The sequence below is a fragment of the Mesorhizobium sp. M7A.F.Ca.MR.176.00.0.0 genome, from assembly GCF_004023165.1.
Lineage (GTDB): Bacteria > Pseudomonadota > Alphaproteobacteria > Rhizobiales > Rhizobiaceae > Mesorhizobium.
Genome location: NZ_RZTC01000001.1, coordinates 147,065 through 163,171, shown reverse-complemented (window position 1 = coordinate 163,171; position 16,107 = coordinate 147,065). Strand labels below are relative to the sequence as shown.

Here is a 16,107-nt window from a genome sequence, read left to right as displayed (position 1 = left end):
CACTGTCCCAATCTTCGGGAATATCCAATGCGAAAAATTCTGGGCGTCTTACTCGTCATTGTCGCCTTCGTCATAATCGCGGGGGCGGGCTTGTTCTTCTCTCGCGCGAACAGGCCACCGTTCCGATCGAGCAGACCTACGGTCCAAACCCGACGCTTGCCGAACCCAATCCGACCTGGATACCCACGGTCCACGTTGCCGAGGCGACCCCTTGGCCCCAAGGCAAGATGCCGGTCGCCGCCAAAGGCTTCGCCGTCAACGAATTCGCTGGCGGCCTCGACCATCCGCGCTGGCTGCACGTGCTGCCCAATGGCGACGTGCTGGTCGCCGAAAGCAATGCGCCGCCAAAACCTGACGAAGGTTTTTCCATACGTGGCTGGTTAATGAAACTGTTCCAGAGCCGGGCTGGCGCCGAGGTGCGGAGCGCCAACCGTATCTCGTTGTTACGCGACGAGAACGGCGATGGCGTGGCTGAGACCAGGACAGTCCTCCTCAGCAGCCTCTTCTCGCCCTTCGGCATGACGCTGCTCGACGGCAAGCTCTATGTCGCCAATGCCGACGCGGTCGTCGCTTTCCCCTATCGCGATGGCGACGCCGAGATCACTGCTCCGTCCGAGAAGATCGTCGACCTTCCGGCCGGCCGCAATCACCATTGGACCAAGGACGTCATTGCCAGTCCGGACGGAACGAAGCTCTATGCCACCGTGGGCTCCAACTCCAATGTCGGCGAAAACGGCATGGAGGAGGAAGAAGGCCGCGCCGCCGTGCACGAAATCGACCTCGCGACGCGGCAGACGCGGCTCTTTGCGTCGGGTCTGCGCAACCCGAACGGCCTCTCCTGGAACCCTGAAAGCGGGGAACTCTGGGCGGTCGTCAACGAGCGGGACGAGATCGGCAGCGACCTCGTTCCCGACTACATGACATCGGTCAGGGATGGCGCCTTCTACGGCTGGCCCTACAGCTATTTCGGCCAACACATCGATGTCAGGGCGGAGCCACCGCGTCCGGACCTCGTCGGCAAGGCGATCGTGCCCGACTACGCACTCGGGGCGCACACCGGGTCGCTTGGGCTCACCTTCAACACCGCCGACCTGTTCGGGTTGCACATGAAGAATGGCGCCTTTGTCGGCCAGCATGGTTCATGGAATCGCATGCCGCGAAGCGGCTACAAGGTGATCTTCGTGCCGTTTGCCGACGGCAAGCCGTCGGGGCCGCCGCAGGACGTGCTTACCGGATTTCTGAGCAACGATGACAAGGCATTCGGCCGTCCGGTTGGCGTTGCCATCGACCGAACTGGCGCATTGCTGATCGCGGATGATGTGGGCAACAAGATTTGGCGGGTTATCCCGGCGGCCGACTAGGCCGGCGCATCGCTTCGGCGCGTGGAAGGGTTGGGCTCATGCCAAAACGACCGAGGAGCCGAGCGGATCGGCGCCATTTTTGGCGGAACAGGGTTTCTCGGCCGCGGGCTCGCGCAAAGTTGCCTGGCGAAGAAGTTTCGGGTGCGCGCTGTGTCCCGCCATCCTCATCGCGCGAAACCAAACACGGCGACGACCGTGCCCAAGGTGCACGAGCCGGTCGAGGCCGATGCATGGTTCCAATTTGGCTTGCGGTTTGCGCGCCCAAGGCTGGTTTGATCAACTGCACACCAGGACCGTGACGATAACTGAAACCATCGCGAGCTCCGGCCCTTGGGCCAACGGCCACATAAGTTTATTCGTTTTTGACCAATACGCGCCGGCGGATTCCTGTAATCTTCAGAAAAACACCGGGCTAACCGGGGCCAACCAGAAAGGTCGGGGAATGAAATACGTCGTCGATACGATCGGCGGTCCCACAGGCGGTGATGCCTGGCAAGCCGCTGTTACCGAAGCCTATTTTCCGCTCGACACCGAGTATCGGAACCGTCGTGAATTTTCGGGCACGCTGGAAACCTTCTCGCTTGGGCTCGTCAGCGTGTCTAAAATGCGCTGCGATGCCGTAAGCTATCGCCGCCATCGCCGCCACTTCCTCAACGAACGTGACGCCAGCCTGCTCATCACCATCCCGGAGATGTCGGAGGTGAATTTCTCGCAAGGGTCGAGGACCGTCAATTGCGGTCCGGGGGGCTTCCTCGTTGAGAGGGGAGACGCGCCTTACGAATTCTGGCACGGCAAGCCAAACGCGCTGTGGGTCCTGAAGGTGCCATCGTCGAGCGTTCGGGCGCGGATCGGGTCTGCCGAACGGCTCAGTGCGCTCAGTTTCGACGCGACCCAGGGCGTCGCCGCGCTCTTCCTCGACACGGTGCGAACCACGATCGGCCATGTCGATGAGATCACTGAAGTCGCTCGTGAGATGATGGGCAGGCACATCCTGGAAATGCTGTGCCTGTCGATCGTGAGCGACGATCGCGTGCTGGACAGCAGCATCTCGTCGATCCGGGCCGGCCATTTGCATCGTGCCGAGCAGTATATTCGCGACAATCTGAAGAATTCCGGCCTCGGCCCGCAGGCGGTGGCCGATGCCTGCGGGATTTCCCTGCGTTACCTGCAGGTTCTTTTTCAGGACAGCAACCAGTCGATCAGCGGCTTCATCCGCGACGCCCGGCTTGAACTTTGCGCCGAGGAACTGATGTCGGTGACCAACATCAGCAGCGTTGCCGAGATTGCTTACCGCTGGGGCTTTGCCGACCAGTCTCAATTCTGCAAGCATTACCGGACGCGGTTCGGTTGCGCACCGACCGATACCCGTCGCGAAGCAGCGAACCGGGCAGGCCGCGCTTCGACGTCAAGAGAGCGGCACTAGACCCGGCGAAATCCGGGTCAATTCCATAATCTATTGCGACGCCGCCCCGGCAAGGGCGGCGAAAGCCGGGCCTTGCCCGCAAATATCCCGCGAAGGAACTGTCATGAGCAGAATAAGAGTTGCCGTCGATGTCGGAGGGACTTTCACCGACATCTGCATCATGGACGAAGACAGCGGCGCGATCCGCATCGAGAAGACCGCCTCCACGCCTGACGATCCCATGCAGGCGATCATGAATGGCGTGGAGCAGGGCCGCATCGATCTTTCGGAGGTGACGCTGTTCTCTCATGGTACGACGGTCGCCACCAATGCGCTGATCACCCGCCGCCTGCCACGCACCGCAATGGTCTGCACCGAGGGTTTCCGTGATGTTGTCGAGATCCGCCGCGCCAACAAGGAAGACCTCTGGGACACCTACAAGGATGTCGCCAAGCCGTATATCCCGCGCCGCGACCGGCTGACAGTCCGCGAACGGGTCAGTGCCGAGGGCACGATCCTGGAAGCACTGGACGAAGAGGCCGCTCATCGCGTCGCGGAAATTCTCGTCAAACGGCAGGTCAAGTCCATCGCCGTCTGCTTCATGAACTCCTATGTCAACGGCGCCAATGAGCGCCGCATGCGTGAGATTCTGAAGGAGGCCATGCCGGATCTGCCGGTCTCGATCTCCTCGGAGGTGATGCCGGAAATCTTCGAGCACGAACGTTTTTCCACCACCATGGCCAACGCCGTCTGCGCCCCGGTCGTCGTCGATTACGTGTCGCGTCTCGGAGAAAAGCTTGCCGCCGCCGGATACAAACGAGATCTCCTGTTGCTGCACAGCGGTGGCGGGGTCATGACGCCCGCGAGCGTCAGGGATTTCTCGGCCCGGCTCGCGGGATCCGGCATCGCCGCCGGCGCGATCGCAAGCCGCTTCATCGGAAATCTCTGTGGCTTCCCGAACTCGATCGGCTTCGACATGGGCGGCACCAGCACCGACGTCTCGCTCGCATGGAACGGGGAGTCGCGCATCACAAAAGACTGGTACATCGAATTCGGATATCCGATCCGCTTCCCCTCCATCGAGGTGCTGACCATCGGCGCGGGCGGCGGGTCGTTGGCATGGCAGGACGAGGGCGGCAGCTTGCGCAACGGACCGCAGTCCGCCGGCGCCTTTCCGGGCCCGGCCTGCTACAAGAATGGCAGCCGCACCGCCACCAACACCGATGCCAATGTCGTGCTCGGCCGTCTCGGCACCAGCCTTGCGGGCGGCAAGATCACCCTCGACCCCGCCCTGGCCGCCCAGGCGGTGCAGGAGACTGTGGCGACACCCTTCGGTATGGAACTCCACCAAGCGGCCGAGGCGATCATCGCCGTCGCCAACGCCAATATGGGCAATGCCGTGCGGCTTCTCTCCATCAGCCGGGGCTATGACCCACGAGACTTTGCGCTCGTCGCATTCGGCGGTGCAGGCGCTTTGCACGGAGCGGCCGTGGCGAAGGAGCTTTCGATCCCAACCGTGATCGTGCCGCCCAATCCTGGCGTCACCTCCGCGCTCGGTTGCCTTCTCGTCGACGTGCAGCATGATTTCTCCGAAAGCTTCATGGCCGATGCTTCGACGGTCTCGCCCGCCGAGATGCAGACGGCCTTTGTTCTGATGGAAGAACAGGCCGTTGAGCGCCTGACCCATGAGGGCGTGGCGCGCGAAGACATGGCGCTGCAGCGTACGGTCGAGATGATGTACCAGGGCCAGTGGCGATCGCTCGCGGTGTCAGCCCCGGCGCGGATCGAGAGCATCTGCTCGCTGATAGAGGCATTCCACAACGAGCACGAACGCGAGTTCAACTACCGCCGCGAAGAGGCGCCGGTGTCGATCTTCCGCATCGCGGTCAAGGCGATCGGCATCGTACCGAAAGCCGAGATGCCGCGGCATGAAGTCTTGCCTCATGTGCCCGAGCCGCTCGGCCGCCGCGGCGTCTGGTTCGACGGCGTATCTCATGATGCGGCTGTCTATGAACGCGACCAACTCAGGGCCGGCGCTGCCTTTGCGGGACCCGCCATCGTCGAACAGTTCGATTCCACCACCGTGGTTCCGCCGGGAATGAGCGCGACCGTCGACGGCTTCCTGAACATTCTCATCGTGACGAAAGGCTGAGACATGACAAAGCTGATTGAAACGAGCCCTGGCCTCGATCCGGTAACGTTCGAGGTGCTGAAGAACTCCTTCATCACCACCGTCGACCAGATGGCCGAACAGATGCTTCGCACCTGCTATTCCTTCGTCATCTACAACCGAGACTTTTCGAACGCCCTGCACGACGCCGATGGCAACTCCGTCGCCCAGGGCAACTACGACATCGCGGTTCATGTCGGCACACTGCACAACACGTGCAAGGAGGTGATCCGGGTCTTCGAAGGCGACATGGCACCCGGTGACGTCTACGCAATCAACGATCCCTATGCCGGCGGTACGCATTTCAGCGATGTTCGGCTCGTCCGGCCGATCTTCGACGAAGACAAACTGATCGGCTTCTCACAGTCGAACGGCCACTGGTCGGATCTTGGCGGCTCGGTGCCGGGTTCCTTCGACGTCACCGCCCGCGACATGTTTCGCGAAGGCCTGCGGATCACGCCGTTGCGCCTTTTCCAGCGCGGCCGCTTCTGCTCCGACGTCGCCAACATGATCGCGGCCAACACGCGCGATCCCGCATCGATCATTGGCGACATCCATTCCCAGGCGCAGGCGACGCAGGCCGCCGAGCGCGAACTGTTGCGGCTGGTCAAGAAGTACGGACGCGGCCAGGTCATGCGCGGGATGGAGGAGGTTCAGGACTACGTCGAACGTGCGGTGCGAAAGCGTCTCGCGGAGCTGCCCGACGGCACTTGGGAGACGGTCGACTACATCGACCGGGATCTCGGTGCCGGCGAAGGCATGATCCCGATCCGCATCAAGATGACGATCAAGGGCGACACGATCCACTACGATTTTACGGGAAGCCATTCGACCATTGCCTCGATGTACAATTCCGCCCCGGGCGCGACCTTCTCGGCCGTGGTCGCCGGCATGAAGACCTTCTTTCCGGACCTTCCACTCAACAGCGGGTTTTACCGGATGATCGAGGTGACCGCGCCAAAGAACAGCATCGTCAGCGCGGAATGGCCGGTGGCGGTGACCGGGTTCCTGATGCCGTTCGAAAAGATCATGAACGCGATCTTCGAGATGTGGTCGAAGATCATGCCCGAACGCGCTATCGCCTGCGCCTTCAACCTCGAATATCTGCTGGCCGGGGGACGGGACGCGCGCAAACCCGAAAAGCCGATCTTCATGTTCTACGAATGGCTGCCCGGCGGTTGGGGCGGGCGCAACGGCAAGGATGGTGCCGATGTCACCACCGCCTGCTTCGGAACTGGGCTGATGTCGCAGCCGAACGAAGGCAACGAGCGGGTGAATCCCACTCGGACACTCGAGTTCCAGATCAAGCAGGATTCAGCCGGGCCCGGCAAATGGCGGGGCGGCGTCGGCGTGCAGAAGACTTCGTTGCTGCTTGAGGCTGAAAATGCCGTCATGTCCTATATTTGCGACCGCGAGCGCGCTGTCGTCTGGGGTGTCGAAGGAGGCCTGCCGTCGATGCCCCACGGCTTGACCATGAAGCGCGCCGGAGAAGAGACCGAGATTTGGCTCGGCTCCGTATTCTCCGATTACTCCGTCCACACAGGCGATCAGTTCGCTCGTCCGACGGCCGGCGGCGGCGGTTTCGGCGATCCATTGGAGCGCGAGCCCCGCAAGGTGATGGAGGACGTGATCGACGACTACGTTTCCCTGGAGCGCGCCAGGACTGACTACGGCGTGGTGATCCGCGAAATCGACCGCGACCTGTGCCAGTACGAAATCGACGGGACGGCAACCGAAGCCTGCCGTGCCGACATCCGGGCGAAACGGAAGGACTGGGCACGCATGGATCCCGAGGAGGTCGCGCGCAAATACCGCTCCGGCGAGATCGATACGCTCGATGCGGTTCGGCACTATGCCGTGATCCTCGACTGGGAGACTGGCGAACTGCTCCCCAAAACCACCGCCCAGTTCCGGGAAAGTTTTGAGAAACGGACCGTCGCCCACTGGGTCTGAGCACTAACGAGCGCGCCGCAATCTTGCGGGCGCTCGCGGGATGCCCGAGTTATCTGTTTTTTCGATACGATATTCAAAGAATTACTATTTCACAGGAGCCTAAAGCTGGAGCAACAATGCTGCAGCGCCGCGAAAGTTGGCTGCTTCCGAGGGGTATGACAGATGGCACCAAGCGTGGAACGATCGTTCACCGCAGCCAGCACGATTGAAGAGGCAATGGCCGCACGCCGGCAAGGCGCGGCGGTGCTTGCCGGCGGCACCTGGATGATGCGTGATCCACGGCGCGGGGTCGATCTTCCCGAGGCGTTGGTCGCACTCCACCGAATACCCGCCTTGTCCAAGGTCGAAATCGCACCGGACCATGTCGTGATCGGCGCAGCCGTTAGCCATGCAGTCCTTGGCCGCGCGTTGCACGGGGCGGTGGGCTTCGAAGGTCTGGTTGCCGCGGCGGAGAATGCGGCCAATCCCGGCATCCGAAGGGTCGCCACCGTGGGCGGCAACCTTTGTGCCCTGGACTTTGCCGCCGCCGATCTCCCCCCTGCGCTTCTCGTCTGTGAGGCGACGGTGGAACTGGAGACGTTCGAAGGCCCAAAACTCATCGGTATTTCGGATTTCCTCGAAGACAGGCACGCGCTGCTGGCCGAAGCGATTGTGACGAGAATTCATCTGCGCCGCGACCTTGTCGCCAGTGCTCATATCCGCCTGCCGCTTCGGAAAGCCGGCGACTATCCGGTCGCCATCGTCTCGCTTGCGGTAGACAAGGACAAACGATGTCGCATCGCCGTCGGCTCGGTGGAGCCGGTAGCGCGGCGCTGGGCGGCGCTCGAACAGGCCATGGCGGCGGACTCGGCCTCTGCGCTCGATCCGGAACGCACCGCCGGGCTTGCGCTGGAGCACAATGATTTTCAGGGCCGCGACGGCAAGGAAGCGGAGGGTTGGTACCGGCGCCAGGTTCTTGCGCCGCTGGTCAAGCGCGGTGTTGCCGCACTTCTCAAGACCGGGCGCCTGGTATGACCGTGATATTCCAGCTGAATGGCGAGGACTGCCGCTTTGATGGCGATCCGATGACGCCACTCGTCGACATCCTGCGGCAGGAACGATTCCTGACGGGGACCAAAGCCGTGTGCCGCGAAGGCTTCTGCGGCGCGTGCACCGTGCATGTCGACGATGAAGCGGTGCCGTCCTGCCTGAAGCCGATTGGCCTCGTCCAGGGATGCGCGGTGACGACCATCGAGGGATTGAGTTCCGGAAACCAGGCGCTGCACCCGCTCCAGGCCAATTTCGAGGCGGCCGATGCCGTGCAATGCGGCATGTGTTTCCCGGGAATGGTCATGAGCCTTTCGGCGTTCGTGCGCGACAATCCGCATGCGAGCCGTCCCGAAATCAAGGCCGCGATGGTCGGCAACATGTGCCGCTGCACGGGATATGAGCGGATCGTCGACGCCGTGGCCGACTGGCTCGACCAAGCGCGGATGGCTGGCCAGGTGGTAGGAGGCATCCATGTCTGAGCTGTCCGCCACGGTGATGAACCTTCCCCGCCGCGATGCGCAGGACAAGCTGCGCGGGCGCACGAAATACACCAACGACCGGGTTCGCCCCGACATGTTGCATGCCGTGCTGCTGCGCTCGACCGTTGCCGCTGGGCGGATCCGCAAGCTCGACGTTTCGGCAGCACTTCGCTGTCCTGGTGTGCGCGCGGTGGCGACCGGCGCCGATGCGCCAGGGCTGTACGGCATCGGCATTGCCGACCATCCGCTCCTGGCCATCGACACGATCCGCTATCACGGCGAACCAATCGCCGTCATCGCCGCCGAAACGGAGAAGCAGGCGCGGGCGGCGCTTGCAGTCGTCGTGCTTGAGGTCGAACCGCTGGCACCGGTGTCCACCATGGCCGAAGCGCTCCAGCCCGCCGCCCGTCTCGTTCACGAGGGCTGGCGCGGCTATGAGGTGATCACCGAGGGCGGTGCACGTGCCGGCAACATCGCCTGGGAGGCAAAATCCAGTCGCGGCGACGTCGATGCGGCCTTCTCCCGTCCCGACATTCGCATTGTCGAGAGCAGCTTCACCGTCGGCCGGCAGAACCATGTGCCCTTCGAACCGCGCGTTGCCATCGGCTCCTGGGAGGACGGCCGTGCTCACATCCAGACCTCGACGCAGGTGCCTTGGACCGTGCGCAACGTCACCGGAAGGGTCATGCAGCTTCCGCCCGGGCGTGTGCGGGTCACTGTACCCCCTGTCGGCGGCGGGTTCGGCCTGAAATTCGATGCATCCATCGAGCCTATCACGGCACTTCTGGCGCGAATGACCGGGCGCACGGTGGTCCTGGAAAATACCCGGCAGGAAGAGATGGCAACCTGCCTCTGCCGCGAGAATGCGGAAATCCGCATCCGGTCCGCTGTCACTGCCGAAGGATACATTGCCGGGCGCGAGGCGGTCGTGCTGATGGACTGCGGCGCGTATGGAGGCGAACAGGTTTTTCTGACGACGATGACGGCGCACACGCTGGGCGGCAATTACAGGGTTGGCGCAACGCGGCTCGTCAGCCGCGCCGTATACACCAACACACCACCCAACGGTGCTTTCCGAGCTTGCAACGGCGTCTACAACACATTCGCTTTGGAGCGACATACCGACGAAATCTGCGATGCGCTAGGCTTCGACCCTATGGAGTTCCGGAAGAAAAATGTCCTGGGAGATGGCGATCTCGGTGCCACGGGCCAGGTTTTCGAGGCCGATGTGCTAGGTCCGATGCTCGATCGCATGGAGGCGTTACGCGCCAGTACCGGTACATCAGAGGCCAAGGCCGACGGCAGGCTCTATGGAATTGCAACCACGGTCGGCACATGGTTTGTTTTCGTAGGGCCTTCGGCGGCGACGGTGAATTTGAACGCCGACGGTAGCGCAACGCTAGTCACCTCGGGTGTGGAGATCGGATCCGGCACGATGGTGCAATCCCTGCCGCAGATCGTGGCCGGGCAGCTCGGCCTCGCTCCCGACCAGGTGATCGTGCGCGAAGCCGATACGGATGCCGCCGGTCTCGATGTCGGCGTTGGCGGTGGGCGCACCACCGTCTCCATCGGTGCGGCAAGTGTGGCTGCCTGCGCGGAAGTGCGGGAGAAGCTGCTGCGGACCGCCGGTGAGATGCTCCAGACCCGACCGGAAGACTTGGTGGTGCGGGATGGTCGTGTCGAGATCACGGGACGTCCCGGTTCCGGCATGTCGATCCCCGCTGTCGTCGCCCATGCGCAGGCAACCACCGGCCCGGTCACCGGAAGCGGAGCCTTTACCGCCAGGAACACTCCGGCAATGTCCGGCTGCGCGATGGGGCACTTCATCGATGCGCTCGACATCCCCGTCTTCGTCGTTCACGAGGCCGAGGTGGCGGTTGATCCGGACACCGGTCATGTCGAGGTGCTGGCCTATCGCGTGGTGCAGGATGTCGGCCGCGCACTCAACCCGCGCGCGGTCATGGGCCAGATACAGGGTGGTGTCGTGCAGGGTCTCGGCTACGCCCTGCATGAGGAGGTGACGATCACCGCTGACGGACGCATCGCGCAGGACGATTTCGAGACCTATCGCCTGCCGCTGGCGCAGGACGTGGTTCCGGTCGCCGCCGACCTCTACGAGGGCGCACCGTCGATGGGGCCTCTAGGCACCAAGGGCGCGGGCGAGGTCCCGATCCTGGCCGTGGGCGCCGCGATCGGCTGCGCTGTGGCACGCGCTATCGGCAAACCGGTGCGGCAGCTGCCACTGACGCCGCCGCGCGTGCTTCGACTGCTGCATGAGCGCGAACCACCGCCGGAATTCCCGCACATCGCCCCCGGCTGGGCGTCGAACACTCTGGGCTGAGGCAAGCAAACCATGGTCACCCTGAACTGCGACATGGGGGAAAGTTACGGCAACTGGCGTTTCGGCGACGATGCCGGCATCATGCCTCACATCGATTGCGCCAACATCGCATGCGGCTTCCACGCCTCCGATCCATGGACGATGCTGAAGACCGTGCGGCTCGCGCTTTCGCACGGAAAGAAGGTTGGCGCGCATCCGTCCCTTCCCGATCGCGAGGGATTCGGCCGGCGCGAGATGAAACTTCAACCGGAGGAACTGACAGCCGCCTTCCTCTACCAAATCGGTGCTCTGACGGGGATGCTGGCCGCCGAGGGCGGGCAGCTCAGCCATGTCAAGCCGCATGGCATCATCTACGGCATGGCCGCGCACGACATAGACACTGCCCGGGCAATTGCCGCGGCGGTCAAGCCGTTCGGCGTCCCGCTCTTCGGCCTGGCGGGAACCCGTCACGAGACGGCGGCAGCCGAGCTCGGCGTTGCCTTCGTGGGCGAGTTCTTTCCCGATCTTGCCTACGCTCCCGGCGGCAGCCTGATCATCCCGCGCGTCCAGTCGGCCATCGACCTGACACTTGCCGAGCATCGCATGGTGGGGGCGCTTACCCGACGCGAACTCGTCACGACAGACGGTACGATCCGCCCGGTCGACTTCGACACCGTCTGCATCCACTCCGATCCTCCGAATGCGCGCGACGTAGCCGCGCTGATGCGGCGGATCATCGACACCCATTCCAACAGCCTGCCATGATTCGTTTCCCGAATCGTGAAAGCTCCACGCATGGGATCGAGGACTATCTCGAACTCACCGCCCGAACCATTTCCCCAAGCCGCTGAGGACTTCCATGGATGCGCTTTCCAACTCTCTCGCCGCCGCCGACATCGCCACCACCATGCACCCATACACAAACCTGCGTCAGCACGAAGAAACCGGGCCGCTGATCATCAGCCGCGGCGACGGCATCCGCGTGTATGACGAACGCGGCAAGGAATACATCGAAGGGCTCGCCGGGCTCTGGTCGGTGGGCGTCGGCTTTTCGGAAAAGCGGTTGGCCGACGCTGCCTATCAGCAGATGCTGAAGCTGCCCTACTATCACACCTTCTCCTCCAAGGCGCATGAGCCATCCATCCGGCTCGCGGAGAAACTCGTGGAGATGACGCCGGAAAACCTGACGCGTGTCTTCTTCACGTCGTCGGGCTCGGAAGCCAACGACACCATCGTCAAGATGATGTGGTTCATGAACAACGCGCTGGGCCGGCCAAAAAAGAAGAAATTCCTGGCGCGGACCAAGGGCTATCACGGCATCACCGTCGCCTCCGGCAGCCTGACAGGCCTGCCGGTCAACCATCGCGACTTCGATCTGCCAGCGATTCCCGTTCGCCACCTGACCTGCCCGCACTTCTATCGCTTCGGCATGGAAGGCGAAGACGAAGCCGCCTTCACGGCGCGCCTGCTCGCCGAACTGGAAGCGGTGATCGCGGAAGAAGGGGCTGACACCATCGCGGCCTTCATAGGAGAGCCGCTTATGGCAGCCGGCGGCGTTCTGCCACCACCGGTCGGGTACTGGGAAGGCGTGGAGAAAATCTGCCGGGCAAATGATATCATTCTGATAGCAGACGAGGTGATCTGTGGTTTCGGGCGGCTTGGTACGCCCTTCGGCGCTCAGAAATACGGCTTCACGCCTGATATCATGACGGTCTCCAAGCAAATCACGTCGTCTTATATGCCGCTTGCCGCCGTCATTTTCTCCGATGCGATCTATCAGGCGATCGCCGACAACACCGCCACGATCGGCAATTTCGGCCACGGCTTCACCGCGTCGGGTCATCCGGTCGCCACGGCGGTGGGTCTCGAGAATCTGGCCATCTTCGAGGAGCGGGACCTGATCGGAAACGCGGCCCGCCTTGAGACGTCGTTCCAGGCCGGCATCCGCTCATTCGCCGATCACCCGCTTGTCGGCGAAGCGAGGGGCACCGGTCTTATCGGCGCCGTTGAACTGGTGGCGGACAAGGCGACGAAACGCCCCTTCGCCAAGGTTGGGCGTGTAGGGGCTATCGCAGCAGGAATCGGCCACGAGGAAGGCCTCATCTTCCGCGCCATCGGCGACCAGCTCGCGCTCTGTCCGCCGATGATCTCGACAGAAGACGATGTGAAGGAAATCATGACGCGCATGGGCCGGACGCTTGAGCGCCTGACCGGTGCGGTCGCCAAGGAGGGACTTGAATGACCCGCATGAAAGCCGAACCGGTCGTCCATATCGACGACGAACGCTTCCGGGTCACCGAATGGCGCTTTGCCACCGGGGCCGAGACCGGCTGGCACATCCATGGCCATGACTACGTCATCGTGCCGCTTACGGGCGGCAAACTCGGTCTCGAAGGCCCGGACGGCGCGCAGTCGCAAGCCGCTCTCACCCAAGGGGTGCCCTATTCGCGGCGGACGGGTGTGGCTCACAACGTCATCAATGCCGGCGATGCACCGCTCGCGTTCCTGGAGGTCGAGGTCGTTGAAGCCGGCGATCTCGCAGCCAGGCGGCTGGCCGTGCTCGACCGGTTCCTCGCGGCCTGGAACGCCCGCGACGTGGGCGCGCTGATGGACTGCATGGCTGAGAATTGCGCTTTCCACGGCTCGGCTGGACCCGATGCCGAAGGGCGCAAGCATATGGGGCGTGACGCCGTGCGCGCCGCCTATGCAGCGCTGTTCGATGCCTTCCCGAAAGCCGAGTGGACCAGGGGACGGCACGTCGTGACGGGCGACACCGGGCTTTCATCATGGCGCTTCGTCGGCACCACGGCAGCGGGGCAGAAAATCGAAGTCGACGGCTGCGATATCTTCGCTTTCTCGGGGGAGCTCATAGCGCTCAAGGATTCCTACCGCAAAGCGCGAGGGTAGCGAAAATCTGAATTCATCGGGCGACAAGGGCGGTCCAAACGGGCCGCCCTCATTTTTTGTCCAAAGGCAAGATCCTCAAAGACGAAAGGCCCGGTCGTCCCAGAGGAACAGGGCCTTTCGTAGATGAAGGGCCGGACTTATCCGGCCCATCTTCTCCTACTTGAGCAAGGCTTCCATCGGTACCGGCTCGGAAATCGTCCAGTTGCCTACAACACCCGGCTTGCCGGCCTTGGTCTCGACGATCAGGTACCGCGTCTGGTTCTGGTGATGCAGTTCCGGCGAGAAGGTACGAGGCCCGAACAGCGTCGGCTCATTCTTCATCTTTTCCAGTTCCGCGACGACCGCGTCGGCATCGGCCGTGCCTGCACGCTCCACCGCCTTGGCCCAGACGTCGACCATGACGTAACCCGGAAAGACATACTGGCTCGAGGGATCGGCGCCTGTCTTCGCCTTGTAGGTGGCATTGAACTTCAGCACGGCCGGATTGGGATCGTCGCCATAGATCGATCCCTGAACGGGGACGTAGAAGTTCGTCAGATCGGGCACAGCCGAAAGCCAATAGCTACCGTCGACGCCCGATCCATTCAGGATCATGGAGTTGATACCCGCGGCGCGAAGCTGCTTGATGGCCGAGACAGCGCCCGGCATCATCGTGCAAAGCATGATCGCATCCGGCTCCTTCGGCAGAGACTTGATGCGGGTGATCTGCGCGGCGATGGAGGCGTCCTCGTTCTTGAAGGTGTCTTCACCGACAAGCTTCGCGCCCTGGGCTTCGAGCTTCGGCATCATCCAGTCGAAGCCGTCGCAGATGCCCTTGTTGTAGGCCGTCCAGGTATCGAGCAGACGGTAGAAGTCCTTTGCGCCCTTTTCCTTGAATGCCCACTCGGCCATGGTTGCGCCCTGCACGGCCGCCAGCACCGACGCGGAGAAGCTGTGCGGGCCGACACCCTGGATACCGGCCTTGACCGATTCCGCGCACAGGAAGAAGGAGATACGGCCCGCGTCCTCGGCCGCGAGCGCAGCCGGCGATCCGAAGTCGTAATCGCAGGACACGACCACGAGATCCGCACCCTGGTCGAGCACGGAGAGGCCCGCCTTGGCGCCTTCGGCCCGGTCGGACTTGGTGTCGGCCTTGACAACCTTGATCTGCTTTCCAAGCAGGCCGCCAGCCGCATTGATCTCGTCGATGCGGATCAAGGCCGCCTCCTGCGCAGGCTTGTCATAAGCTTCCATGAAGCCCGACTCCGCAGTGGCGAAGCCGATGACGATAGTCTTGTCATCGGCCAGCGCCGGATATGCGATGGACATCGAGGCCAGAGCGGTTGCGACAATTCTCATTTTGTATGTCATGCACGTCTCCTTTTTTGTTTTCCGGTCGGGCTTGTGCCGCCGGTCACTTGTTGCGACTGCTGCGAGGTAAGGTGAGCTCGCGGTTGCCCATGAGTCCGGATGGGCGAAGCGCGAGGATCACGATCATGATGACGCCGAGGGCTATTTCCTGGACCCCTTTCGGGAGGGCGAAAGTGGACTCGCCGAGCGATACGCCTGCCTCCAGCCAGCGCAGCGCCTGGATCAGGGCGGACAGCAGGACGACACCCACCACACCCCCCGACAGGCTGCCCATGCCGCCGACGACGAGCATGGAAAGGGTGATGAAGGTGAGACCGAGATAGAATGTATCGGGTGTGACCACGCCGATGGAATGAGCCATAAGCGCACCGCCCAGCCCCATCACCGCGCCCGATACGACGAACGCCACGAGTCTTTCCCTGGGAATGTCGATACCGGAAGCCGCGGCGGCGGTGGGCTCGTCGCGGGCAGCACGAAGGGCCAGGCCGGACCGGGAGATCGCGTGCGCCCAGGCGATGAAGATTGCGACCACGGCGCCGATGAGATACGGCCAGATCATGCGCACGATCGGAATGCCGACGACCGATGAGGTCGCTCCGGTCACGCTCTCCCAGTTGGAATAAATTGTGTTGATCATGGCGAGCATCGCGAAGGTCGCGATCGAAGCCGCGATGCCGGATAGCCGCATCAGCACCCGCCCGAAGATGAGAGCGGCGAGGGCGGCGAACAATGCCGCCAGCACGGCCGATTGCCAGTACGGCAAACGGGTCGCCAGCAGCCATTCGGGCAATCCCGGCAGCGAACCGCGTTTCATCATCGGATTGATGGTGAGCCATGCGGCCGCGTAGGCGCCAAGGCAGGTGAAGCCGATATGCCCGAAGCTGAGAACGCCCGAATTTCCGATAAAGATGTATAGGCCCACGACGAGGATGACACGGACGAACACGTCGATCACCGTCTGGTTGAAGGGCCGCGATCCGGTCATCACCGTGATCAGCGCGATGGCCAGCAGCAGCAGAGAAAGCAGGACCGGCGTCAGGATTGTGCGGCGGGCAAGCGCGAAGCGGGCGGGCTTTCGCTCGGCAGCCGCGGCACCGGCAGCGGTAGAGTTGGTGAGGGAGGCGGCGACACCCATG

General features: G+C 62.9%; 12 protein-coding genes. 10 read left to right on the top strand and 2 right to left on the bottom strand.

Annotation, left to right across the window (positions count from 1 at the left end):
• Window positions 1-20: 20 nt before the first annotated feature.
• From EOB59_RS00690 to EOB59_RS00645, 10 genes are all read left to right on the top strand, one after another.
• Window positions 21-1,361 carry a sorbosone dehydrogenase family protein gene (locus tag EOB59_RS00690; RefSeq protein WP_164895542.1) on the top strand — a complete coding sequence of 447 codons (1,341 nt, stop codon included), beginning with the start codon at window positions 21-23 and terminating at the stop codon, window positions 1,359-1,361.
• A gap of 226 nt (window positions 1,362-1,587) precedes the next feature.
• Window positions 1,588-2,784 (top strand): helix-turn-helix domain-containing protein, encoded by a 1,197-nt coding sequence (locus EOB59_RS00685; RefSeq protein WP_245486488.1) that lies wholly within the window; start codon window positions 1,588-1,590, stop codon window positions 2,782-2,784.
• A 103-nt stretch (window positions 2,785-2,887) separates the two neighbouring features.
• Window positions 2,888-4,915: a hydantoinase/oxoprolinase family protein gene (locus EOB59_RS00680; protein WP_128287404.1), complete on the top strand. Its 2,028-nt coding sequence runs from the start codon at window positions 2,888-2,890 to the stop codon at window positions 4,913-4,915.
• A gap of 3 nt (window positions 4,916-4,918) precedes the next feature.
• Window positions 4,919-6,886, top strand: coding sequence for a hydantoinase B/oxoprolinase family protein (locus tag EOB59_RS00675; RefSeq protein WP_127380462.1), 1,968 nt, complete (start codon window positions 4,919-4,921; stop codon window positions 6,884-6,886).
• A 162-nt stretch (window positions 6,887-7,048) separates the two neighbouring features.
• Window positions 7,049-7,900 carry an FAD binding domain-containing protein gene (locus EOB59_RS00670; protein ID WP_127811214.1) on the top strand — a complete coding sequence of 284 codons (852 nt, stop codon included), beginning with the start codon at window positions 7,049-7,051 and terminating at the stop codon, window positions 7,898-7,900.
• Window positions 7,897-8,394 carry a (2Fe-2S)-binding protein gene (locus EOB59_RS00665; RefSeq protein WP_128287403.1) on the top strand — a complete coding sequence of 166 codons (498 nt, stop codon included), beginning with the start codon at window positions 7,897-7,899 and terminating at the stop codon, window positions 8,392-8,394. The genes EOB59_RS00670 and EOB59_RS00665 overlap by 4 nt, the downstream gene beginning before the upstream one ends.
• The gene (locus EOB59_RS00660; RefSeq protein WP_128287402.1) at window positions 8,387-10,735 is read left to right on the top strand and encodes a xanthine dehydrogenase family protein molybdopterin-binding subunit; all 2,349 of its coding nucleotides are present in this window, start codon (window positions 8,387-8,389) and stop codon (window positions 10,733-10,735) included. Before EOB59_RS00665 ends, EOB59_RS00660 begins: the two co-directional genes overlap by 8 nt.
• Window positions 10,736-10,747: 12 nt before the next feature.
• A complete protein-coding gene (locus tag EOB59_RS00655; RefSeq protein ID WP_127317797.1) occupies window positions 10,748-11,479 on the top strand; it encodes a LamB/YcsF family protein in 732 nt (243 codons plus the stop codon).
• A 94-nt stretch (window positions 11,480-11,573) separates the two neighbouring features.
• Window positions 11,574-12,956 (top strand): aspartate aminotransferase family protein, encoded by a 1,383-nt coding sequence (locus EOB59_RS00650; protein ID WP_127396158.1) that lies wholly within the window; start codon window positions 11,574-11,576, stop codon window positions 12,954-12,956.
• Window positions 12,953-13,621 carry a nuclear transport factor 2 family protein gene (locus tag EOB59_RS00645; protein ID WP_127396157.1) on the top strand — a complete coding sequence of 223 codons (669 nt, stop codon included), beginning with the start codon at window positions 12,953-12,955 and terminating at the stop codon, window positions 13,619-13,621. Before EOB59_RS00650 ends, EOB59_RS00645 begins: the two co-directional genes overlap by 4 nt.
• A 156-nt stretch (window positions 13,622-13,777) precedes the next feature.
• Here EOB59_RS00645 and EOB59_RS00640 read toward each other — a convergent pair whose 3' ends face one another.
• Both EOB59_RS00640 and EOB59_RS00635 read right to left on the bottom strand, forming a co-directional pair.
• Window positions 13,778-14,971: an ABC transporter substrate-binding protein gene (locus EOB59_RS00640; RefSeq protein WP_127317803.1), complete on the bottom strand. Its 1,194-nt coding sequence runs from the start codon at window positions 14,969-14,971 to the stop codon at window positions 13,778-13,780.
• 43 nt (window positions 14,972-15,014) lie between these two features.
• Entirely contained in the window at window positions 15,015-16,106 is a 1,092-nt protein-coding gene (locus EOB59_RS00635; protein WP_127326909.1) for a branched-chain amino acid ABC transporter permease, read from the bottom strand.
• Window position 16,107 lies beyond the last annotated feature (1 nt).

What these genes read in the sequence shown, in the direction of transcription:
- EOB59_RS00685 (WP_245486488.1), top strand. Translation starts at nt 1,588, where the DNA reads ATGCATGGTTCCAATTTGGCTTGCGGTTTGCGCGCCCAAGGCTGGTTT.
- EOB59_RS00680 (WP_128287404.1), top strand. Translation starts at nt 2,888, where the DNA reads ATGAGCAGAATAAGAGTTGCCGTCGATGTCGGAGGGACTTTCACCGAC.
- EOB59_RS00675 (WP_127380462.1), top strand. Translation starts at nt 4,919, where the DNA reads ATGACAAAGCTGATTGAAACGAGCCCTGGCCTCGATCCGGTAACGTTC.
- EOB59_RS00670 (WP_127811214.1), top strand. Translation starts at nt 7,049, where the DNA reads ATGGCACCAAGCGTGGAACGATCGTTCACCGCAGCCAGCACGATTGAA.
- EOB59_RS00665 (WP_128287403.1), top strand. Translation starts at nt 7,897, where the DNA reads ATGACCGTGATATTCCAGCTGAATGGCGAGGACTGCCGCTTTGATGGC.
- EOB59_RS00660 (WP_128287402.1), top strand. Translation starts at nt 8,387, where the DNA reads ATGTCTGAGCTGTCCGCCACGGTGATGAACCTTCCCCGCCGCGATGCG.
- EOB59_RS00655 (WP_127317797.1), top strand. Translation starts at nt 10,748, where the DNA reads ATGGTCACCCTGAACTGCGACATGGGGGAAAGTTACGGCAACTGGCGT.
- EOB59_RS00650 (WP_127396158.1), top strand. Translation starts at nt 11,574, where the DNA reads ATGGATGCGCTTTCCAACTCTCTCGCCGCCGCCGACATCGCCACCACC.
- EOB59_RS00645 (WP_127396157.1), top strand. Translation starts at nt 12,953, where the DNA reads ATGACCCGCATGAAAGCCGAACCGGTCGTCCATATCGACGACGAACGC.
- EOB59_RS00640 (WP_127317803.1), bottom strand. Translation starts at nt 14,971, where the DNA reads ATGACATACAAAATGAGAATTGTCGCAACCGCTCTGGCCTCGATGTCC.
- EOB59_RS00635 (WP_127326909.1), bottom strand. Translation starts at nt 16,106, where the DNA reads ATGGGTGTCGCCGCCTCCCTCACCAACTCTACCGCTGCCGGTGCCGCG.